Source organism: Maribacter sp. 4U21 (genome assembly GCF_002742365.1).
In the GTDB taxonomy this organism is placed as follows: domain Bacteria; phylum Bacteroidota; class Bacteroidia; order Flavobacteriales; family Flavobacteriaceae; genus Maribacter.
Map to the genome: position 1 here is coordinate 1 of NZ_MDGN01000029.1, position 21,870 is coordinate 21,870.

The following is a 21,870-nucleotide window of genomic DNA, read 5'->3' on the forward strand; positions in this document are numbered from 1 at the left end:
CTCGTCGACGTGCACCGTGCCGTCCATCGGGTGGTTCCCGCTGGACGCCATGGCCTCCCTTACCTTGAGCATGAACAGGCGGGCGGTCTTTTCGGTGACACCGTAGCGCACGCCCATGCAACTGGCCGACAGGCTCTTTGTACTGGTCGACATCTCGAAACAGATGAAAAAGGCCTTTCGAGGACCGAACTTGACCTTATGGAAAAGCGTGTTGGCAGTGGCCGAATCGGTATGGCCGCAGATGTTGCACGTCCTCGAAAAGTCTTTTCTTACCTGCGCTGCGACATGGTTACATTTGACGCATTTGAAACCCTCTTTCCATTTGATCCCGGCGAGATACTCCTTGCAGTCCAGATCCGTTTTGAAGCGATCGGAGAACTCTAGAAGGTTTTGACCCTTGAAAATATCCATATAAACCCTATATTTATTGAATTCAAAAGTATGAATTTATCTACTGACCTTTATATCTTTTTATCGGATGTTGTCATTGTTTTAATTGTTTCTTTTCAGAAGTCGGTACTATAAATCATATTTAGAAAAATTGATTTTATTGACCCCAACTTGAAATTTTTACAATTGCTTTAATTGCCCTATTGTTATTTCCAACCGACGCAAGAGGTCATCATAGGTAAAAATATCAATTATGTTTTTGTACTTACGTTTGATGATTTCAAAATCTGCCAATTGATGTTTGTCCATGCCGATGTCACGACCCATGATTATCATCCCGTTTGGATTTGTGATTTTTATTTCTAATCCAAAAGGTAATTTCTCTTTGTATTTTTTGGTTAGTTTCTTTTCTCCTTGCACCCCTGATTTATTAAGATAGTAGATGTACTTTTCGATTTGCATAATCGTACCGGACAAATCTCGTTTTGGAATATGGTTGTCCCTATATTTTCCGGTGGTTACTATGCTCTTTTCAAAAGGAATTTTAATTTCTATAATATCCAAGTTTCCCATGAAATCAATTAGGCCATAGTCAAGCTTTCTTGTCTTTTTGTTGTATACATCTTTAAACCTTACCTCATCAAAAACAACAATATATTTTGGGAAGAGCATAAGAATGATTTGGATGATTTCTTCCTGCCATTGTTTTTCACTATACCTAACTTCATTATTGAGCATAGTCCGCAACCGGTCAAGCAAGGTTTCGTGCTTAATGATTTCAGAGTCTTTGAAAGTTTTCCTTAAATCGCTTTTGTAAACCGGAGTTTTCTTTCCGATGTAGGAATGATAACTCATTTCTCTGTCTAGTACATTATCAAAGTAATCTCTAAGTATTGCCGTAACTTTAGCCTCTCGGTACAGTTTCACCTCGTGTGTGGTTGGAAATATTTTAGTTAACTCAATAAAGGCTTTATAAGGTAAAATATCTTCCTTATCGCCTCCGATGAAAATGTCTTGATAAATTAGTCTATCAATTTGATTTAGAAGGGAAATCTTGGTTTTTGCGATGAAGTGTTTCTCACTTAAGGGCAAATCTTTATGGAAGTAAAAATCATTTTTAAGTCCAAAGACTGTATTGTCGATTTTAAAGTAGTCGCCGACAAGAAATCCAATTTCAAAAAAGTATTCTGGTTCCTCAAAATCTTCTTCCACTCTTTTAATCAATATCTCTCTTCTAACGTTGAATACTTTTTTAATCAAGAATGATTTCTTTGAAAGAAGTTTGTCATCAACCCAATAATTGGATTGGAAGTCCGAATAGTCATATTTCAGAATAAGTTTTTTATCTATTTTTTGAATTTCAATCACTAGGGTTTATCATTTATAAGCATTTACGTGTTTGAATTAATTCATGCTTTGATTACTGGTGCTTATGGCACTATAGAGATTTAAATTTATCCAGTTTGTTGAGCATCCAGATTATAGCTTTCGTAGATTTTGGAAATGTTTCAAGTATTTTGAAAAGACACCTCTCTAGCCACGTGGGATTTAGATTGCTTTTAGAGGCCTTCTTTCCAATTGCCACCGGAAACGTCTTTGAACTAAATGGAAAAAATTTAGGCATTCTACCATCAAGGTCTCCATCCTCATTTATCCACGCTTCTCTAATATTTTGAAATAGGCCTTTCTCTAAGGGTATTTTAGCATTCGGATTATGAAAAATAGAAACTCTCTCATTCCAGTCTTCCTTTATGTCTCCGGGTATTATCGACTGAGAAAATTCTACAGGATGTGCATTCGGGGTCATGTCAAAGGCTAAACCAGCACGCTCCATAATAATTGTTGTATCAGATAACCCGCTTTGATATCCCATCCGATTAAATTTATGCAGATCGCTATTATTGCTAAATATTACAGCACTTATATTTTCCGTGTAGGGCAGGGAAAAGAAGTTGGCCGGTATTTCTTTTTCTCCGTACGTATGCACCTTTACCTGTTTCACTTTTTTCGGGATTAGCCCCTCTGAAGTCGAATCTGCCTCATACGCTAATCCGTATAAATATTCTATAATCTTCGCGTCGGGTAAAAAGCTTGCTAAATAATTATGGGCAGGCGTTATCGCCAAAACAAGAGGTTTGCCTTTAACCCAGTCAAGTTCCCAATATTTTTTCTGTAGTTTAGAATAAAGAACACTCCCCATGGGTATAACATAGTGTTCTATCAATTCTTTTTGAACGGCTAAGTCATTATCCTTTTGAGCTTTTAAAATATACTCTTTGGTAAACTTATCTCCATCTACTTCACTTGATAGACTTGCTTCCACGTGAAAATCGGTCCCGTTTTTGGCCACATGAAAATCAGGACGGTTATGAGCGTCATTAAACGTAAAACCGTTCTCTTTGAAGAACTTGAACAAAAATATTTCCCAAAGTCGTGAATGGAAACCAGTCGTTTGAAATTGCTGAATAAAGTTCCCGTCACTATCGGGCATTTCAGCCGCAATTTCTTCAATTAAAAGTTTAGCTGGTTCAATTGGCAAATGCTCACACAGTAGTTCGAATACTGGATGTAGTTTATCCTCGGCAACAATATGTTTAAAAATGTCTTTCAACCTTAGCGATCTTTCGTGGTATTGCTACCTAATTCATAAGTATGTAAAATAGGTATTTCTGCTTCGATTCCTACTTAAAAGCTTTTCATAAAGTCTATCAATATTTGATTTTCCAATAGATTTCATTAAAAAAAGTATCGGCCTCCAACATATTTTTAAGCTCTAATTTTAGTGAAATCTCTTTTACAAGATCGCAGTATTCAGAGTAATCTACTCCTTTGTACGATGATGAATGTGCTTTGATTTTTACCTCACCCTCTTCCTTTAATACTGTGATCGGATTCCGATTTAAATTGGCAAAATCAACAGAATTATAGGTCATCATAATTTCGGTTACATAGTTGACGGCCGCGCCATTGACCTTCTTGACCATTTCTTTCGCCCTATCAAAAACAATATCTGCATTTTGATTCTTATTGTCACGGATATAGATTAACAGTTTTCGAAACTCCCTAAAATGAGGATAAACTTTGCGTCTAAGCCTAAATAGGCTGCCAGAGTGCCAAAGACTATATGCTTCTTTGCTTCCGACAAGTAAATCCAAAAGTGGTTCGAATTGTTTTTGTGTCAAACGGGGATTGTCCGCAATTTGGTTTAAAACCTTCTTGGCTTCTCTGTAATTGTTTTGCTTTTCCTTAAAGTTTTTTTGCCGCTCTGGAGTATTGAATTTTTTAAAATGTTTGACCAAGTTTGCATAATCGAACGCAATTTGAGATTTTGTTTTGGTGGGGATTGATTTGGATTTTTTATTGTGTCGTTTTTGCTGGTCAAAAAATGACTCATATTGTTTGATGACCAGTAAGTCCGCTTCATCGGCATTGGAAGGATGAATCATATAGTTAAAATAACCTATTGCATCTGTCCATATATCGTCTTTTGTTTCGCAATCTATATTAATGGATGATTCTTTATTATTTTGAAGTCCACCTTTGGTCATATTCGCGGAACCGGAAATAATGGAACAACTTTTTTTGGATTTGAACAAATACAACTTGGGATGAAAAACTGAATCTTTTGAATTCGCTTTTGCCAAATAGATTTTTGATTTGGAATGTGACCTGAACATATTACGAAATTCGAGTAAGGCCTTTGGTTCTGTCAGGGCAAAATTTTGTCCAACAACAACAGTCAATGTCCTTCCTGATTTTAGAAACCTAGTAAGAGGTTTTGATAGAATAGTCAGCCCTGACATTTTTAAGAATGCTACTGCAAAGTAGGCTTCATCTGATTGCTTTAGCTTTTCAGATAGTACTACACAATGGTTATTTGTTTCATTGATATTCGCTAAAAATCTCATTTTCTAATATATAGGTTTAGCCTGTTTTCTACTTGATATTTTAAAAAAATCATAAACTTTGGAACGATAATCAATAGACAATCATTAAATTTACATCAAATAATAATTTTAACACTACACTTATTAATAAATAATATACATCCTCTAATAATAATTTAAGCACAACATCAATTAATAATCAGTGAACAACGTTGAAATCTAGGTTTAAAAAGAGATATCTGTAAAATTAAAATATACAAATGGCAACACCGGGAGAGAAATTAGCTGAATCATTGGAAAAGTTAAAAGCACTTCAAGATTCGGGCATTGTTGCGATAAAGGCCGATGATTTTTCAAGGGTTCATAAGGAAAGATTGATAAAAAATGGATTTATAAAAGAAGTGATAAAGGGATGGTACATTGCCACACCGCATGACGAGCTACAGGGCGATAGTACTTCTTGGTTTACCTCTTTTTGGGACTTTTCCGCAAGATATCTACAAGATCGTTATGGTGAAGATTACTGTGTTTCAGCCGAACAATCCCTTATGTTCCATGCTGGAAATAATGCTGTTCCAGGACAACTGATTATTAGATCGACTAAGGGAAACAATTCGGCTACAAACTTGTTATTTGGGACCTCTATATTCGTTATGAAATCACCCTTGCCCGATGTTGCTGAAATCGAGATTCGTGAAGGAATGCGAATCGTTAGTTTGGCTTCTTCAATCGTACATAGTACCCCTTCAATATTCACGAAACAAGCCATTGATTCAAGAACAGCACTTATGATGATACAGGACGCGTCCGAACTTCTACCAATCCTGTTAGAAGGTGGGCACTCAACCATTGCAGGAAGACTGGTAGGAGCGTACCGAAATCTGGGACAGGATAAAATCTCGGACTCGATTTTAAAAACGATGACAGCGGCCGGGTATGATGTTAGGGAAACGGACCCATTTACAGCACCATCCCCAATTAAATTTGACCCAAGGGAACGTTCCCCATATGTGAATCGAATAAAATTGATGTGGGAAGAAATGAGGGAAGTTGTGATTGCAGTATTTCCGAAACCTCCGGGCATACCAGAAGATTTGAAATCATACATGGAAAAAATCGATGAAATTTACGTAACCGATGCCTATCATTCCTTATCCATAGAAAAATATAAGGTAACACCGGAACTTATCGAACGCGTTCGAAGTGGTAATTGGAATCCCGAGGATAATGAAGAGGACTTAAAACAAAAGGATGCCATGGCCGCTAGAGGTTATTGGCTGGCATTCAATGCGGTCAAGAAAAGTATACAGCGGATTTTTGAAGGAAAGAACCCGGGTAATGTCGCAGATGAAGAACATGGCGATTGGTACAGGGAATTATTTGGCCCTAGTATTACCACTGGAATATTAAAACCTTCTGATTTGGCGGGGTATCGAAATGCACAAGTATATATTGGACAGTCCAAACATACCCCTGTCAATGTGCATGGTGTAAGGGATGTGATGCCATTGCTCTTTGAGTTGCTGGCATCTGAAAAAGAGGCCTGCGTACGCGCTGTGCTGGGGCATTTTTTCTTTGTGTACATACATCCTTATATGGACGGTAACGGTCGTATGGGTCGTTTCTTAATGAATACGATGCTTATTTCTGGGGGGTATCCTTGGACGGTAATACCCATTGAAGAAAGGGATGTCTATATGAAGACACTTGAAAGTGCGAGTGTTGAAAATAATATTGAGCCTTTTGCGCAATTCATAGCTTATTTGGTAGATGCTGGGCTAAAAGGGAAGCCCATAGCAAAGAAATTGATATAAACGTATTTATCTGAGAAATGCGACCAATATTCCAAGGATATGATTTATCCATTTGTACAGCTATCAAATTTCAATTCGGAGTTGTTCACGCGAGCAAGGAAATTGATTCGCGGAAATAATCAAAACCATCCGTGGTTATCACTCTCCGACGAACAATTGTTGCAAAAGGCAGGGCTTTGGAAAAAGGGCTATGCCACTGGTAAAGAAGGGTACACTTTGGCAGCTATTTTGCTATTTGGTAAAGACGAAACCATACAGCAAATTCTAACACACTATAAAATCGATGCTTTGGTACGCAAAGATAATGTTGAGCGTTATGACGATAGGTTGTACTGTACCACCAATCTAATTGATGCGTACGACGAATTAATGGATTTCGTTGAAGAACATCTTTCGGATCCTTTCTTTTTAGAAGGCACACAACGAAGAAGTTTACGAGGAATTATTTTCAGGGAAATTATCGTGAATCGCGAATATACCCATGCACTGCCGGCCACTTTCATTATTTATAGGGATAGGGTCGAAACCGAGAATGCGAACAATCCGCATGGAGAAGGGGTTATCTCACCGATTGATTTTTCGCCTTTTCCCAAAAACTCTTCAATCGCCAAGTTTTTTATGCAATTGGGCAGGTTCGATGAATTAGGGTCAGGTATTTTAAATGTAAATAAGTACATCAAAGCATATTCGGGAAAGGATAACCCTCTATTTATTGAAGGAGCAACTTTTAAAACTATAATACCTGTTCCTATTCGTGGAGCAATTGAGGGAGGAATTAGTGGAGCTAATGAAGGAGCAATTGAGGGAGCAATTGGAGGAGTAACTGATGGTGTAAAGGAAAGACTTGTTCTTCTTTTAACTGCTATCGCCAGTATTGAAGGTAAAAGAGTTCCTGATTATAAAGAAAAAACTAATCTTCCTGAAAGTTCAATAGAAAGATACATTGCTCAGCTTCGCAACGCTGGTCTAATAGAATTCAGAGGAGATGCTCCTCAGACCGGCGGGTATTTTTTGAAAGATACAGTAAGACAATTGATAGATTGATTCAATATACTGCATTACAAATACTTAAAATCAGTTCTCCCCGTTAAATAATTATGGTTTTGTATATGTGTCTATTGAATTGAAAATAATGAAGGGAAAGCAAGCAATTTTCATTTTATTTCTACATGCAACAATTGTGTCCTGCAATAAAAAAGAGGTTGCCAAAACCTATATCTCCTTTTATCACTGGAAATCAGAAGCAAATTTTACCGAATCCTATAAAAAAGCCATTGACCCTCTGAAAAGAGAATCGAAGAGGGTTCCATAGTGACACATAAACCAACTGTTTTGTGAAGCGCCGTAAAGATTTAAGGGATTTCTTTATCTTTCTAAATCAAGAAACTAGAAATGGGTTCATGATAGCGACTAGTTGAACAGTACGAAGTGCGAAGAACGAAGAAGGCAAAAAGTAAGATTGTTTTATAATAATAATAAAGTATAGGGCATATGGAATCCGTTATGGAATTTGGTGATTGGATAGTCTTGGGAATGTATTTCCTAGTCCTAATAGGTGTTGCGGTTTGGGTGGTGCTTCAAAAGAACAAGGATACGGAGGACTATTTTTTAGCAGGTAGAAACGTAGGATGGTTTGTCATTGGAGCATCTATTTTTGCATCGAACATTGGTTCAGAACACGTCGTAGGCTTGGCCGGTACAGGGTTTGAGTCCGGAACACCAATGGCACATTACGAGCTACACGCTTGGATCGTGCTTCTTTTGGGATGGTTGTTCCTTCCATTTTATATACGGAGCGGGGCATTTACGATGCCCGAGTTTCTTGAGAAACGTTTTGATAGTCGCTCCCGATGGTTCTTATCCATTTTCTCTCTTGTAGGTTATGTAATCACCAAAGTTTCGGTAACCATATATGCCGGTGGTATTGTTGTTTCCGAGTTGTTAGGTGTATCCTTTTGGGGTGGGGCTATAGGCATCGTAATTTTTACGGGTATTTACACAATCGTTGGCGGAATGAAGGCGGTTATCTATACGGAAACCCTACAAACCATTATCCTAATTCTAGGATCATTGATCATCACTTTTCTTGGCCTACAGGAAATTGGCGGCTGGACGGCCATGACCGAAACCGTAAAAGAAGTGAGTCCACAACACTTTAATATGTGGCGACCTATGACCGACCCTGATTTTCCATGGACGGGATTATTGATAGGCGGCACCATAGTAGGTATCTGGTACTGGTGTACGGATCAGTACATTGTGCAAAGAACCTTAGCTGCCAATAATATTAAAATAGGTCGCAGAGGGGCTATTTTTGGAGCTTACTTAAAACTACTTCCCATATTTATATTTCTGATTCCTGGTATTATTGCTTTTGCATTAACTATCGAAAATCCTGATGTTTTTAGTGTAGACAAAGCAGACCGTGCTTTTCCAATGTTGGTAAAGACATTATTACCCGTAGGATTAAAAGGCTTGGTGGCCGGAGGGCTTATCGCCGCATTAATGAGTTCATTGGCATCCGTATTTAATTCTTGCTCTACAATTTTCACTATAGACATATATAAAAAAATAATGCCGCAAAAGAGCGAAAAACAGCTTCTCAAAATAGGAAAATTGGCCACGGGGGTAATCGTAATTCTTGGAATCTTATGGATTCCCATTATGGAAAAGATCGGTGGCGGTGTAATGTACCAGTACCTCCAAAATGTACAATCCTATATTGCTCCCCCGGTTACAACGGTTTTTCTATTAGGAATTATTTGGAAAAGGGTAAATTCCACTGCAGCCATTACCACCCTAATGAGTGGATTAGGACTTCTTATTGCTAGGTTGGGTAGTGAGATATACTACCAGCCAGCAATTGAACATTTTAAACAGACAGGAGAGCAATTAGCCTCTGGTTTTATATACACTTTTGCCACCATAAATTTTGCTCATATGGCTATTTTTATGTTCATTTTTTCTATGGCCTTATGTATAGGAACATCATTGGCCACCACTGCACCTAATTATCAAACCATAGGAGGTTTGTCTTTTGGAACATTGAGTGCTGAAGATAAGCAGTTGGCAAAGAAAAGCTACGATACTATCGACGTAGTCTTATCGATATTATTGGTGGTCATCGTTATAGGAATACTCATGTATTTTACAGGTTGATTTTCTTCCTTATCCCATACTTTGTGTCTCGTTCTTCCTTGGATGCTGCTTTTTGGCATTGAACACTTTTGTACTGGTCTTCATGTCAGCATATCTAGGGTCGGGAACGTAGTCTTGTTTCTGCATTTTAATGACTTCAATGCTCAAAAAACCGAATTCACTAACCACTTTACCGTAAAAACGGTAGATTCCTTTACCCCTAAAACTATACTGTGCAGCTACAGGCGGAAAAAGAACCGTATCAAAAACTTTTCCTTGCTGATCGATCATTGTTGCAAAATGCATACGCTTTCCCTTACTGGTACTCGTATGCTTAACCGTTACCAGATAGCCATAAATATCGATATGATGATTTAAAAAACGTGGTAGATCATCAACACATCTAGTATTTTTTGGCGCCTCTGCCAATAAAGCGAACGGACTGCAAAGACAGAAACCCAAAAGTTCTAGTTGTGTGAAGGCCATTTCAAGGTCCGTAGTGTGCAATTGCGGAATCTTAAAATTTTGATGCTTTGGCGGAAATAGTTTTGGATGGTCAACTTTTACGTTCTTGTTCAGGAAGAGGTGCGCTTTCCAAAGCAATTTATGTTTGTTTACTCCGGTAAACCGAAATGCATCGATACGGATAAGGATACTGATCTGGTCAACAGTAATAAAGACACGGTCTAAAAAACTTTCTAGGGAACTAAAATTTCCATTCTCCACTCGTTCCTTTAAAATGCGCTCTGCTACACGGTTCTCCAACTCGTGGAGGTAACCAAAGCCCAGGAAAATATCCTTTTCATAAATTACATTCTGCGTAAAACTTTTATTGATACAGGGTGGATGAATGGTGGCACCCAACATCCTAGCCTCGTGCACATAGAATTCGGCACGATAAAATCCGCCACCGTTGTTAAGCACCGCCACCATATATTCCAATGGATAGTAAGCTCTTAAGAACAGTGTTTGATAACTCTCTACCGCATAACTGGCGGAATGTCCCTTCGCAAAAGCATAACCTGCAAAACTGGCAATCTGATTCCAGATTTCAGAAATTAGTCTTTCATCGTAACCTTTCTTCCTACAGTTCTCAAAAAACTTTTCCTTTACCTTTTGAAACTCCGCTCGCGAGCGAAATTTTCCGCTCATACCTCGCCGCAATACATCGGCCTCTCCTAGGTCAAGGTCCGCAAAAAGATGCGCTACCTTAATTACATCCTCTTGGTAGACCATAACACCATAAGTATCTGGCATAATATTCAACATCACCGGATGCGCTAATTTCTCTGCCCTGCCTGCATTCCTGTGCCGTAAAATATACTCGCGCATCATACCACTTTTTGATACTCCAGGGCGAATAATGGAACTTGCCGCGACCAGACCCAAATAATTATCCACTTCCAACTTTTTCAACAGCATACGCATAGCGGGCGATTCTACATAAAAACAACCCATACATTGCGCTGTCTTCACGAGATTATTGATTATCGGATCTTTTATAAATCTCTTGACATCGTGAATATCAAAAGTAACCGCCCCTTTAAACTGATTGTAAGCAATGATCTCTAATGATTCCTTTATTTTAGAAAGTCCTCGTTGTCCTAGAATATCAAACTTAAAAAGACCCACATCTTCGGCGATGACCATATCGTATTGCGTTGTTGGAAATCCTTTGGGAGGCAGGTTGGTCGCCGAAAACCAGTGCAAGGGCTTTTCACTGATCAAGATACCCCCGGCATGGATGCTTAGGTAATTGGGCATACCTTTGATAAGGCGACCGTATTTTAGGACGAGTAACGCTATTTCATCAAGCTTTGAAAAATCGTATTGCCCTTCAGAAAGGGAATCTATTTCGCTTTTTGGCAACCCGAACACTTTCCCCAATTCACGGATAACTCCTTTATCTTTAAACGTTACGTAAGTGCCAAGTAATGCTACATGTTCAAAGCGGTCAAAAATATACTGCGTCATTATTGGGCGATCACGATGCGAAAAATCGATATCAAAATCAGGCGGATTTGCCCGGTACAGGTTAATAAAACGCTCAAAATACAGGTCCAGGTCTATAGGGTCTACGTCCGTAATGCGCAAAAGATAAGCAACGATGCTATTGGCACCGCTACCCCTGCCCACATAGAAAAACCCTTGCTCTCTTGCATGGGTTACGATGTCCCAATTAATCAAGAAGTAAGAGACAAAACCCATACGCTTGATAAGTTTCATTTCTTTTTCCAAACGTTCCATAATACCTACTCCCCCATCAGGGTATCTGTAGGCCAGCCCCTGGTGACATAATCTTTCAATCATTTCCTCATCCTCTTCCCTAGTACCGCAATAGGTTTGAAGATTCTGAGGTTTTCTTTCTTTGGAAAAATCAAAGTGAATACTGCATGAGCTCATCAATCGCTCCGTGTTTTCTAAAATAAAAGGATATTCTGAAAAGGCGGCAGTTAAGTTTTCAATAGGAAACATTTTATTTTCCTCATCACTTTCTTCCGTTTTTTCTAGCTTGCTCAACAGAATATTGTTGGCTATGGCGCGGAGCAATCTATGCGCATTAAAATCAGTCTTATTCCTGAAGGTGACGGGTTGTTGGACCACTAACTTATCCTTCAATTTAGATAATCTTGAAAAAGGTAGTTTCCTAAGGTTTGCAATGGATATTCCAATAAATTCATGCGGAGCAAAAACTTTTTGATTATTCTGAAGTACCTGCTCAAAAGGATACACGATATAGGCGTTTTCAAACTTTGGGGCAATGGGAGCGAACACTTTTTCCTCATGGAGGTCTTCTGAAAGAAAATTGTTCAACTCCAGATAACCTTCATTATTTTTAGCTATCCCTATAAATTGTTGATTTACCCCGTTCCTGAAATCGATTCCCAATAAAGGTTTAATACCATATTCCGGTGCTAATCGCACAAAATTGAGTCCGGCCGAAGTATTGTTAATATCCGTCAGCACCAGTTGTGTCACCTGATTATCTTGCGCCAATTGCAGGAGTACTTTTTCGGAAAAGGTTCCAAAGCGAAGACTGTAATATGTATGACAGTTTATATACAAATTGAATATTAGTTGCTAGTTGCCAGTTACTAATTATTCGTCCTTGTAGACAACGAGGAACTAGTAACCAACAACCGTATTATTGTTTTCGGTGCGCAAGCACGATAGGCGGTTGCCCATTGAACGGGTTGTGCATTCGGCCTATGGTATTCTTGCCCATCGCTGAAGCGCGTACTACACTCTTATCCCCATATTTATTTCGGATGTGGTCCATTGCTTGATATAGGCTCAAGGCCTCTTCAGTATCTTCAAATAAATTAATTTGATAATTACCACTGACCAAATGACTAAACCGGATACCTATTAACCGTACTAACAGCCTTCTGTTATAAAGCGTTTTGAATAGCTCCAAAATCTTTGGAATCAGGATATGATCGGCACTCGTATAGGGGATACGCATTTGCTTGGAATAGGTGTTAAAATCGGAATACCTGATCTTAACCGCAATACAGGCCGTTAACTTTTCCCCACGTCTTAGCTGGTATGCTAAATTCTCCGTCATGGCAATCAATAGACCCCTCAATTTTACCACATCAATAGTATCCTTATCAAAAGTGCGTTCATTAGAAATAGATTTACGTTCACAAAAAGGAACGACCGGACTATGATCAATACCGTTGGCACGCTTCCAAATGATTCCTCCGTTCTTACCCAGTACGCGCTGCATAACATCCATAGGCATTTTTTGTACCGTGCCTACTTTCCGTAACCCAAGATTTCTAAGGGTTTGATAGGTTTTATCCCCCACCATTGGAATTTTTTTAATAGAAAGTGGTGCTAAAAATTGTTTTTCGAGTCCATAATCTATTTTTAATTGATTGTTAGGTTTGGCCTGTCCCGTGGCCACTTTTGAGACTACTTTATTCACGGACAACCCAAAGGAAATAGGAAGTCCTGCCTCATTAATGATTCGTTGCCGAAGCTCGGATGCATATTTATATGATCCAAAAAAACGATCCATCCCTGTTAAATCGGCATAAAACTCATCGATACTAGATTTTTCAAACAGTGGTACGTACGCTTTAATAATATCGGTGACCACATCAGAATGGGTACTATAGGTACCTGCATTACCTTTGATCCTAATCGCTTCAGGACAGAGTTCCTTTGCCATTTTCATGGGCATCCCGGAATGTATGCCAAATCCCCGTGTTTCATAACTACAAGCTGCCACTACGCCACGGTCACTGAGCCCCCCGACAAGTATGGGCTTGCCTACTAAACGGTTGTCCAGTTTACGCTCTACGGACACGAAGAAAGTGTCTAAATCTAAATGTAAGATAGTTTTTTGCATAAGCATCCTGAAAAAGGGATAGCTAATTTATGGAATAATTCCTATTTTTTGGATTATTTCCAATAAATAAAGTATACTTTTTTAAATTGAATACTAATACCCAACATTTTAAGGCAATTAGCGTTAAGTAAAAACCAAACCATTAACTTGTTATTAAAGTCAAAAGTCTAACTTTATATTAGCATTTTTTTCATACGTATCTAGATTATGAAATTCCCCCATATCCTTTCTTTCAGTTTTTTATTCATAAGTCTCTTCTCTTGCTTTTCTCAAGAGGGGAAATCTGCGATTACCATCAATTATCCTACTCAAGGAACAGTGTGGTCCATACCCGAATTAGTGAAATTAGAGTGGGATGTTGAGCATATAGATACTACAAAATCTACACGCTTCTTTCTGGTTCGTGATGAAATGGTAGTTCAGGAACTAGGCTCCTATAAGAATAATGGTTTAGCGGAAAATATAGCACTAGCCAAAAATATTGGGTCTGGAGATAGATACCAAGTTGTTGGCATTGAATTATTTCCTAATGACAAGTATAACATCGCAAAATTTGTAACTCCATTTTTCTCCATTGTAAACGCGGCCTCAGATGCACGAAAAAAAGAACAGGAACAAGCATCGCAAGCAGCTATAGTTCCCAAGAAAAAAAGAGAAAAAAGAAAAAAGAGACCGAAAAAACAACCAAAAACCAAAACACAAAGTACACCAACGGCGATTACAAGGTCAAAAGAAGAAGCTAAGCCAGACATCAGGGAAGAATTTGAGGACCGAAAAATATCCTACACCAAAGAACTGAGTTTTACAAATGAAGACATTAGCATTAAAATATGGGACCACGGCAGGCAAGACGGGGATATTGTATCCATATTTTTAAACGGTAATTCTATTGTGTCCAAACACTATCTGACTTATTGGAAAAGAGAATTCAAAGTAACCCTGGACCCCAATAAATCTAATGATCTTTTCCTGTACGCACACAATCTTGGTGATGCACCTCCCAATACGGTATCTATGGAAATCACAGATGGCACCAAATCTGAAAACATCATCCTTAATTCCGATTTGGAAAGTTGTGAAGCGGTAATGATACGTGTAAAAAAGTAAAAAAAGCCGAGACGTAAATATCTCGGCTTTTCCTTTAAGTACTCGAGGTGGGAATCGAACCCACACTCCAAAGGAACTGGATTTTGAATCCAGCGCGTCTACCAGTTCCGCCACTCGAGCTTTCCCAAATAGGACTGCAAAACTAAAAAATATTTTGGTTTAACACCTAAAAATATAAACATTTATCCTTTAGCAACTCAAATTAATTTTTAAATTTGCACCTCCTTAGAAAACACCTGTGCTGAGCGCAGTCGACGCAGAGATTTCCATGTTTCAGAGGTTACAATATATTTGATTATGCCATATCAAGTTCCAGAACCAAAAATATTTGCTTGTACCCAAAGTATGGTACTTGGCAAAAAGATAGCAAAAGCCTATGGAATGGAGCTAGGTAAAGTCATTACATCGCGTTACAGTGATGGTGAGTTTCAACCTTCTTATGAAGAATCTATTAGAGGTACACGAATCTTTATCATTGGCTCTACCCATCCCGGCCCTGAAAACCTAATGGAAATGTTGCTGATGATAGACGCGGCCAAGAGAGCGTCCGCAAGACATGTAACGGCGGTCATGCCCTATTTTGGCTGGGCACGCCAAGATAGAAAAGACAAACCTAGGGTTCCTATCGCTGCAAAGTTGGTTGCGAAAATGCTTGAAGCTGCAGGGGCAACACGCATTATTACTATGGATCTCCATGCAGACCAAATTCAAGGTTTTTTTGAAAAGCCCGTAGACCATTTATTCGCTTCAACACTGTTTTTACCCTATTTAAAGAACTTAGGCCTGGAGAATCTTACTATTGCCTCCCCTGACATGGGCGGTTCTAAAAGAGCTTACGCCTACTCTAAAGCCTTGGAAAGTGATGTTGTGGTCTGTTATAAACAACGCGCAAAAGCCAATGTGATTTCGCATATGGAATTAATAGGTGATGTTCAAGGAAAAAATGTGGTACTGGTGGATGATATGGTAGATACGGCAGGCACATTGACCAAGGCGGCTGATTTGATGATGGAAAGAGGAGCTATCAGTGTACGAGCAATAACAACACATGGTCTGTTGTCGGGAAATGCTTACGATAAGATAGAAAAGTCTAAATTAACAGAATTGATCATTACAGATTCTATTCCGATAGAAATAAAAAGTGATAAAGTAAAGGCATTGAGTTGTGCTGATCTAGTTGCCGATGTAATGCATAAAGTACATAACAACAACTCTATTTCCTCCAAGTTTTTAATGTAGCTTCGGCTGTGCTGAGATAATCTAGAGGAAATAAGGTGACTGAGCGTAGTCGAAGTCACAAATTAGTTTTGAATTATTAATTTTTAATATATATAATGAAGTCAATTACAATTAAAGGATCAGAAAGAGAAAGCGTGGGCAAAAAGGCAACAAAGGCCCTACGTAATGCTGGAATGGTTCCTTGCGTAGTATACGGAGGGGAAAAACCACTACATTTTTCAGCACCTGAATTAAGTTTCAGGGATTTAGTGTACACCGCCGCCGCACATACCGTAAAGGTTGACTTGGGTGAAGGGCAAGTAAGAGCAATTATGCAGGATATTCAATTCCATCCTGTTACAGATAAAATCTTACATATTGATTTTTACCAACTATTCGATGATAAAGAGGTAACCATGAACATTCCTGTTCGTCTTCAAGGGAACTCTCCTGGGGTTAGAAACGGTGGTCGTCTTTTATTTAGAAAAAGAAAACTGGCCATTAAAGCCTTACCGGACAAACTTCCGGATTTCTTCGATATTGATATATCGAAATTAAAAATTGGCCAAAATATTTCAGTGGCTAGTTTGTTAAATGACGATTTTACCATCTTACACCCAGATAGTACTGTTGTAGTGCAGGTTAAAACTGCTCGTGCCGCCGTTGCTGTTGATGAAGATGAAGAAGAAGGAGAAGAAGGTGCTGAGGGCGCTGAAGGCGCCGAAGGTGCAGATGCTCCTGCAGCCGAAGCAGCTCAAGAATAAGAATTTTAATGTAAAGTTGATAGAAAGCATCCGCCAAATGGTGGATGCTTTTGTATTTTTATATGTCATAAACCATATAAAAGTCAATGTTCAAATATTTCTTATCGTTATTTGGTCACGATAATTTGTTGCTAGAAGAAAAAGACAATATGAAAAAGTTTTTGATAGTGGGTCTTGGAAATATTGGGGATGAATATGCTGAAACAAGGCACAATATTGGTTTTAAGGTGTTGGATAATTTGGCGCAGAAAAAAGAATTTTCCTTTGAAACCTTAAAGCTTGGTGATTTAGGCGTTTATAAGCTGAAAGGCAGAAGCATTCTTTGTCTAAAACCATCTACATACATGAACCGGAGCGGTAAAGCCATTAAATATTGGATGGATAAGGAGAAAATACCCTTGGAAAATATACTCGTAATTACGGATGATATTAATCTTCCGTTCGGTACTATTAGAGTTAAGACCAAAGGCAGTGATGGTGGACATAATGGATTAAAAGATACGCAGGAATATCTACAGACCACAAAGTATAATAGGTTTAGGTTTGGTGTAGGGTCCGATTTTGGTAAAGGAAGACAAGTAGAGTATGTCTTAGGCAAATGGACCGAAGATGAAGAACTTGCTTTAGAAGCACGGTTAAACAAATCTGTAGAACTTGTAGATTCCTTTGTGCTATCAGGTATTTCTAGAACTATGAACCAGTTTAACGGTTCGTAAGTAAGCTATAAAACCTTAAAACTATAAATCCCGGAGTTTGTAGCATTCCCTTCTTTATCCTTAGTAATAACACTCCAATAGTATACGGTATTGGAGGCCACACTAACTTTTAGTGTAGTCTCATCTTCATCAAGGGTGCCTACCAAGTCTGCGGATGGTGTTTCAACGGAAAGATATACTTCATATTCCAGAATATCGTCATCAAGGTCGGAAGCCGACCAAAACAAAGTAACTTCGTTATTCACATCCTTAAAGACATTTTCTGACATCCTAGGGTTTAGGATATCGGCAGGGAAAGGAGCAAAAGTGGTCCTAGAACCGGCATTATAAAAATTCCAGATTTGACTGGAAACCGTTTCTGGCACCTCATTATTCTTGGATCTTACAAACCAAGAAAATGGCTCCCCTTTTGCAATAGGTAGTCTTACCGATGTACTGGCGGTATTAATGGTTTGTACGGTACCCGTATTACCATTGGTAACCCTAAGCTCATAAGTATCTACATTGATTCCCTCTTCCCATCTGAATTCTACTTGACTTGTTTCCGCATTTAAACTTTGACCCGTAGTACATTCAGAATTCCTATCTGGAAAAATAAGTTGCACCTGCCCCGGTGGTTTTGGACTGTTCTTCTTCTTACAACTGGTAATTATAAAGAGAGAGACTATGAATAGTAAAATATAGCGTATCATCTTTTAATCAATTTTACGGTTCCCTTGCTATTCTCACCAAGAAACTGAACATAGTACAGTCCCGTTGAAAGTTCGCTAAGATCAATTCGTGTTACCGGTCCATTAAGCGTTAGGCTATCACTTTTAACCAATCTCCCGGTCGCACTAAAAACCTTTACAACTACATTTCCGGACTCCCTACCCAAATACGCTTCAATAAAATCTGTAAATGGATTTGGAAAAACCACGGGTGAGGTATTACTAGCGACTATAATATCTTCCTCGTAAACTCCTTGGCAAGGTAAATTAGTAGAAACCTTTAAAATATTAGCACCATCCTTCAAGTCCAAAGTTACTTCGGAAAGTTCCGTTTGTTGTACAACACCATTTAGTGCTACGTTGTACAAGGCAGAACCTTCTAAACTAACTGTCAACTGATTACTGTCTAAAGCAACGATAGCACTTACTTCTAGGATATCTGGCTCTGTAATAACAACATCTAAGCATTCTTCCTCATAGACTATGGTCCCGTCTGTACCATTGATACAAATAGCATATGTTCCGGCACTTAAATTTGGAAGTACAAATGAGTCCGTAAAATTTTGAACAACATTAACCCCCGACCCAGTAACCGTAACTTCATAGTCTAATCCAATCTTAGCCTCAATTTGAATTTGTCCGTCATTATTTGTTCTACAGGTTTCACTTTGTAGACTAACGTTGAAATTTTCCGTTGGAAATCGGAATATAGGACATCCGGAAGCATCTACCTCTTGACCCGTAGGGGTATCCAAGCAAAGGTCATCTCCATCATCAAAAACCCCGTCATTATCAGCGTCGGGCCTAAAATTTCCTTCTACACAGACTTCCAAGGCAAATGCATTTAACCTTCCCCCGTCCGAAGGGGCATTATCCTTCACTTCCAATATCCATTCCCCTAAGATGGATTCTCCATTGAAAGAACTTAAGGAACCTAAAGGCCTAACCGTACCATTTACCGCAGGGTTTCCGGTACAGGTAAATGGCAAGGCGTCATCATCAAAAACCGCATTAATATTACGCGCTTCCCCACAGGAACTCGATACCAAAACCACGGTTGTACCTGCCGGTGAGGTAAGACTTATGACCAGGTCTGCCAAAAAAGTATGTTCTAAGTCTAGATTTACATTTAAATCCGCCAAGGATAAATCCTCAAAAAAAGATATCCTGGAAATTATGGTCGGCGTTCCGCTAGAAGAAATATCCAGTGGAAGTCCAAAAGCATCTTGTGAAATACAGTTGAAATTTATGGTAGTGAAAGTTCTAGAAGCGCCAAAAACCCCTTCCCCACAACTATTGATCGGTTTTACCCTCCAAAAGTACTCTGTATTGTTTTCCAAGGCAGTTGGCATGTACACATTGGTACTTACCGTAGGAGATTCAATAATATTGGTAAAAGCTGCATCAGTGGCAATTTCTAGCACATAAGCTGTATTCTGAATATTGGACTCCCATTTCAAAGTAAGGTCTTTGGACGCGTTCAAGAATCCGTCCGTTGGAGCCACCAATTGCACTTCAGTAAACGTAGTATCATAAAGATTTAAAGTAATCTCCAGCTCCTTGGTAAAAGTGGGTGCTGTAGCCCTTACCGTTAAAGGGTAGTTCCCTATGGGCACGCTATTGGTTCCGGTAAAAGCTATGGAAATAGGCGTATTATTGGTGTTTGCAGTTGGTGATGAAAATGTTGCATTCAAGCCAGGAGGCAAGGATACTATGCTGAAGGTACTTTCTTCTGAGAAACCTAGATAGGTCTCATAGTTAAAATCAACTACCAAATCATCTGGTTTACATATCTCATATTCCAAGGCATCAAAATTGAGAACAATCTCCGATGCGGTAATAGTGAAATCAACACTGTTAATAGCGAAAAATATATTGTTGTGGGCTCTTACCATAAACCTGGCCGATGACGTGGGCTGTGCCGGAATAACTACGTCATGAGTACCATCGTTGGGCACATTTTGAGCGACTATCGTCGGATAGGTCAACCCTCCATCTATCGATAAAAAAATATCAACAGTTTCTGCAGAAACAGGAGCCAAATTGGTATTGGCGACATCCCAGCTAATAGTTTGTACTTCGCCTGCAACATATGCAGCTGGCGCGCTTTGCGAAGTAACTATAAAGGGGCCGGCATCATTACTGACCAATACTGCAATTTCATCAGATACCAATTGTCCGCCATTCAACGCATTGTCCCTAACCGTTAACGAGAAATTTAAATTTCGCTCTACACTTGAAACTGTTTCCCAAGCGTCTCCCAAACCTGGGTTGGTCTGGGTTAAACTACCTGATAAAATTCTGTCCAGATTTGGAAAATACCGTTCCGGAACCGTTGTAGGTGGCAAAGAGCGAAACATAGCTCCTGTAGGGCTTGTAGGTCCAAAAGTGGCTTGTGTAACTATGCCATTGTCTATTTGTTCCCAAGAATAAGTGATGATATCCCCCACATCCGCATCCGTTGCGTCCCCTGTTAAGACAAAAGCCGTAGTCTTCGGGATAATATAGTTCTGAACCGGGTTAAGAACCGGCGGAACATTGGTCAGCGCCATGGTCTCCCCACACGAAACAGTTTCCAGATATTCCCTAATTTGAAGAATACTGGAGTAATGAAAATAGTCGTCGCTATTAGAGGCAACATTGTTGGCCCCGGTAATACCTGCATAACCCATTATGGTAGTTCCGCTACCAGGCTCTACTTGAACAGAAGTGCCCTCTGAAAGATGAGAAAAGGTGTGATTTGCACCAAATTGATGCCCCATTTCATGCGCTACTAAATCAATATCAAAGACATCTCCCTCAGGATCGGAAAACGTGGTGTACGCACTCCCTTTTCGATTATCCCTACAGACTGAACCGATGAAACCTGAGTTACCATCTAGCGTATCGTCTTTTTGATTGAACAGATGACCGATGTCGTAGCTCTCTTCACCAAGAACACTTGTAAGAACGTTTTGGGTCTGAGAACTTAGGCTACCCGTAAACGGATCGGTTTCCGAATCTAAATAGATGACCTCGTCCGTAGTTCCAATAAGTTCCAGCGTAACTCCTAAATCACGCTCAAAAATACCGTTTACACGTGTAAGTGTTGCATTAATGGCTGTAAGAGCACCAGCCTTTGTGCCGCCGTGGTAATTCGTATATTCTCCAGAGGCAGCTATGGCCACCCTAAATTTTCTTAGGGTCTGGTCATCGACCAGTTTTGCAGTCGATGATAAACTTTGTTCAAGAATTTTAGGCGATGTTTTGCAGATAAACCCAATATCCTTGGCATTATGGTTATTGCGATTATATAGCACGTAGGTTAGACCTATACCCTTTTCCATGAACAACATTCCCTTCTCGCCGCGCCCTGTCATCATACTTTGGATGCCCTTGGGCGAAACACTAAAATGAATTCTCTTGGTGCTATTATCCATACTTACACCTCGATACGACTTTATATTTGGATATTTTATGGACAGTTCCTTAGAAAATACATTGGCCTCAAAAACTTTAAAAGCAATCTGTTTGCCGTCATCGTCCGGAAAATAAACGATGGAACCGGTCTGGACGTTATTTTGAGTGAGCTTCGCCCGAAAAAGTGAATCGTCTAAACTAAAAACTTTCACCTCCTCTACGGCCAATTTATTACGTACTATTCGTTTATTGGCGTCACTTAACACTGCATCATTCCAATAATTACTTTGCGCAGTACCATAAAAGGAGAAAAATACTATGGTAATTGAGAAAACTAGACGTAATTTTGTAACCATTGAGGGGGCTT

At 39.2% G+C, this 21,870-nt stretch carries 14 protein-coding genes, 1 tRNA gene and 1 pseudogene; 7 read left to right on the plus strand and 9 right to left on the minus strand.

The features are described from left to right. From BFP77_RS04925 to BFP77_RS04940, 4 genes and pseudogenes are all read right to left on the minus strand, one after another. A pseudogene (locus BFP77_RS04925) lies at positions 1-411 on the minus strand (IS1595 family transposase); the annotation flags it as partial. Positions 412-570: 159 nt separating this feature from the next. Further along, positions 571-1,650, minus strand: coding sequence for a Shedu immune nuclease family protein (locus tag BFP77_RS04930; RefSeq protein WP_218963456.1), 1,080 nt, complete (start codon positions 1,648-1,650; stop codon positions 571-573). Between the two features lie 178 nt (positions 1,651-1,828). Beyond that, on the minus strand, positions 1,829-3,001 hold the full coding sequence (locus tag BFP77_RS04935) for a glycosaminoglycan attachment protein (RefSeq protein ID WP_099572945.1): 1,173 nt from the start codon (positions 2,999-3,001) through the stop codon (positions 1,829-1,831). A 97-nt stretch (positions 3,002-3,098) separates the two neighbouring features. Beyond that, positions 3,099-4,298: a phospholipase D-like domain-containing protein gene (locus BFP77_RS04940; RefSeq protein ID WP_099572946.1), complete on the minus strand. Its 1,200-nt coding sequence runs from the start codon at positions 4,296-4,298 to the stop codon at positions 3,099-3,101. A 239-nt stretch (positions 4,299-4,537) separates the two neighbouring features. On the opposite strand from BFP77_RS04940, the gene BFP77_RS04945 reads away from it, so the two are divergent. From BFP77_RS04945 to BFP77_RS04960, 3 genes are all read left to right on the plus strand, one after another. Beyond that, a complete protein-coding gene (locus BFP77_RS04945; RefSeq protein ID WP_099572947.1) occupies positions 4,538-6,091 on the plus strand; it encodes a Fic family protein in 1,554 nt (517 codons plus the stop codon). Between the two features lie 39 nt (positions 6,092-6,130). Further along, complete coding sequence (locus BFP77_RS04950) at positions 6,131-7,135, plus strand: hypothetical protein (RefSeq protein ID WP_099572948.1); 1,005 nt, start codon at positions 6,131-6,133, stop codon at positions 7,133-7,135. Between the two features lie 447 nt (positions 7,136-7,582). Further along, entirely contained in the window at positions 7,583-9,250 is a 1,668-nt protein-coding gene (locus tag BFP77_RS04960) for a sodium:solute symporter (protein ID WP_099572950.1), read from the plus strand. Positions 9,251-9,259: 9 nt separating this feature from the next. On the opposite strand, the gene BFP77_RS04965 is transcribed toward BFP77_RS04960, so the two are convergent. Together BFP77_RS04965 and dinB are read right to left on the minus strand one after the other, a co-directional pair. Then, positions 9,260-12,295, minus strand: coding sequence for a DNA polymerase III subunit alpha (locus BFP77_RS04965; RefSeq protein WP_099572951.1), 3,036 nt, complete (start codon positions 12,293-12,295; stop codon positions 9,260-9,262). Positions 12,296-12,374: 79 nt separating this feature from the next. Beyond that, positions 12,375-13,589: a DNA polymerase IV gene (gene dinB, locus BFP77_RS04970; protein ID WP_099573027.1), complete on the minus strand. Its 1,215-nt coding sequence runs from the start codon at positions 13,587-13,589 to the stop codon at positions 12,375-12,377. Between the two features lie 207 nt (positions 13,590-13,796). On the opposite strand from dinB, the gene BFP77_RS04975 reads away from it, so the two are divergent. Then, positions 13,797-14,696: a hypothetical protein gene (locus BFP77_RS04975; protein WP_099572952.1), complete on the plus strand. Its 900-nt coding sequence runs from the start codon at positions 13,797-13,799 to the stop codon at positions 14,694-14,696. 39 nt (positions 14,697-14,735) lie between these two features. Here the strand turns inward: BFP77_RS04975 and BFP77_RS04980 are convergent. Continuing rightward, a tRNA-Leu gene (locus BFP77_RS04980) sits at positions 14,736-14,816 on the minus strand. A 177-nt stretch (positions 14,817-14,993) separates the two neighbouring features. Between BFP77_RS04980 and BFP77_RS04985 the strand changes: the two genes are divergently transcribed. The 3 genes from BFP77_RS04985 to pth all read left to right on the plus strand — a co-directional run bounded on the left by BFP77_RS04985 (position 14,994) and on the right by pth (position 17,394). Further along, positions 14,994-15,935: a ribose-phosphate pyrophosphokinase gene (locus BFP77_RS04985; RefSeq protein WP_099572953.1), complete on the plus strand. Its 942-nt coding sequence runs from the start codon at positions 14,994-14,996 to the stop codon at positions 15,933-15,935. A gap of 95 nt (positions 15,936-16,030) precedes the next feature. Then, positions 16,031-16,678: a 50S ribosomal protein L25/general stress protein Ctc gene (locus BFP77_RS04990; RefSeq protein WP_099572954.1), complete on the plus strand. Its 648-nt coding sequence runs from the start codon at positions 16,031-16,033 to the stop codon at positions 16,676-16,678. Between the two features lie 86 nt (positions 16,679-16,764). Continuing rightward, positions 16,765-17,394, plus strand: a complete 630-nt coding sequence (gene pth, locus BFP77_RS04995) for an aminoacyl-tRNA hydrolase (protein WP_099572955.1) — start codon at positions 16,765-16,767, stop codon at positions 17,392-17,394. A 5-nt stretch (positions 17,395-17,399) separates the two neighbouring features. On the opposite strand, the gene BFP77_RS05000 is transcribed toward pth, so the two are convergent. Continuing rightward, entirely contained in the window at positions 17,400-18,086 is a 687-nt protein-coding gene (locus BFP77_RS05000; protein WP_257212871.1) for a hypothetical protein, read from the minus strand. Next, positions 18,083-21,859 carry a zinc-dependent metalloprotease gene (locus tag BFP77_RS05005; protein WP_099573029.1) on the minus strand — a complete coding sequence of 1,259 codons (3,777 nt, stop codon included), beginning with the start codon at positions 21,857-21,859 and terminating at the stop codon, positions 18,083-18,085. The genes BFP77_RS05000 and BFP77_RS05005 overlap by 4 nt, the downstream gene beginning before the upstream one ends. Positions 21,860-21,870 lie beyond the last annotated feature (11 nt).

What these genes read in the sequence shown, in the direction of transcription:
- pth (WP_099572955.1), top strand. Translation starts at nt 16,765, where the DNA reads ATGTTCAAATATTTCTTATCGTTATTTGGTCACGATAATTTGTTGCTA.
- BFP77_RS04945 (WP_099572947.1), top strand. Translation starts at nt 4,538, where the DNA reads ATGGCAACACCGGGAGAGAAATTAGCTGAATCATTGGAAAAGTTAAAA.
- dinB (WP_099573027.1), bottom strand. Translation starts at nt 13,589, where the DNA reads ATGCAAAAAACTATCTTACATTTAGATTTAGACACTTTCTTCGTGTCC.
- BFP77_RS04940 (WP_099572946.1), bottom strand. Translation starts at nt 4,298, where the DNA reads ATGAGATTTTTAGCGAATATCAATGAAACAAATAACCATTGTGTAGTA.
- BFP77_RS04950 (WP_099572948.1), top strand. Translation starts at nt 6,131, where the DNA reads ATGATTTATCCATTTGTACAGCTATCAAATTTCAATTCGGAGTTGTTC.
- BFP77_RS04975 (WP_099572952.1), top strand. Translation starts at nt 13,797, where the DNA reads ATGAAATTCCCCCATATCCTTTCTTTCAGTTTTTTATTCATAAGTCTC.
- BFP77_RS04985 (WP_099572953.1), top strand. Translation starts at nt 14,994, where the DNA reads ATGCCATATCAAGTTCCAGAACCAAAAATATTTGCTTGTACCCAAAGT.
- BFP77_RS05005 (WP_099573029.1), bottom strand. Translation starts at nt 21,859, where the DNA reads ATGGTTACAAAATTACGTCTAGTTTTCTCAATTACCATAGTATTTTTC.
- BFP77_RS04990 (WP_099572954.1), top strand. Translation starts at nt 16,031, where the DNA reads ATGAAGTCAATTACAATTAAAGGATCAGAAAGAGAAAGCGTGGGCAAA.
- BFP77_RS04960 (WP_099572950.1), top strand. Translation starts at nt 7,583, where the DNA reads ATGGAATCCGTTATGGAATTTGGTGATTGGATAGTCTTGGGAATGTAT.
- BFP77_RS05000 (WP_257212871.1), bottom strand. Translation starts at nt 18,086, where the DNA reads ATGATACGCTATATTTTACTATTCATAGTCTCTCTCTTTATAATTACC.